Source organism: Vibrio sp. Y176, from assembly GCF_033438945.1.
Genome location: NZ_JAWOQS010000151.1, coordinates 1 through 992, shown reverse-complemented (window position 1 = coordinate 992; position 992 = coordinate 1). Strand labels below are relative to the sequence as shown.

The window sequence follows — 992 nt, the reverse complement described above, 5'->3', positions numbered from 1 at the left end:
CAAATTCTTTTACTTGGTTTTCTTTAAGGGAGAAAAATGCTGCTGGGTAGCTACCGACAACGCCACGCACGATCGTCATATCGTCGTTGGCGAAGTCTCGGTTGCTTTCTTCATCAAACAAACTCGAAATATTGGTGTGCGCATTGTTGTGAAGTAGGGTGAACAGTTCGTCCTTACCTGACTTACTACGCACCATCAGCATCGTGATTTGTGGGACGGTTTGTAGCCCTTCACCACGCACTTGACCGATGCGTTTTAGCTCTTTTTCCGTTTTATCTGAAAGCGCAGTATCGGTAATCTCATAACGCGGCAGCAGCACTGGCGATAAGCGTTTGCGCATCATGTTCAGTAGTTCGGTTTTTGGATCGTCCGTTTTGTAAACAACGCTGGTCGGTTGATTAAAAGGCTTCACGTTACGTTGCAAAAAGTCACTAAGCTGAGGGCTTTGATCTTGATACCAGCTTGATTGAAGCTGGTGACGGATATCCGCAGGCAGCAAGGTAACAAAGTTACTCTCGCCTTCAAGACGTAAGAAGTCCATGAACATACGCGTCATCAACTGGTGACCAAAGTTACCGTATACGTCAAACCCTGCTACCAATAGGTAGTGAATACGCTCTAGCAAAGCGTAATCTAAGATCCAGACTGTTTTTGGCTGCTCGCCAACCAACCCTTGAACTACAGATGCACTGTCGAAATGACGGAATACTGTTAATGCTGCATTTGGGTTGGTACCGTTACCGTCCCAAATGACGTCAGTCGATAGGTTTTCGCCATGCTTAAACCAATTGTTCGTGAACTCAGATTTTGCCTCAAGATAACGCGCTTGTTGGCGTGCGTACTTAACCCAGTTTGTGACTGGAAGCGTATTACTTTCTTGTTCGGCTGGCAGTTTTAAGTTATCTGCTTGTGAACGGTAGAACTCGTTAACCTCAGGAATGTCAGCTTTGTCTGGGTCTAAGAAGAATACCCAGAAGCGATCATTGATGACG

General features: G+C 45.8%; 1 protein-coding gene. It reads right to left on the bottom strand.

Annotated features, from left to right (window positions below):
* On the bottom strand, positions 1–992 hold a 992-nt coding region (locus tag R7O13_RS24765), incomplete at both ends, for a fatty acid cis/trans isomerase (protein ID WP_318304923.1).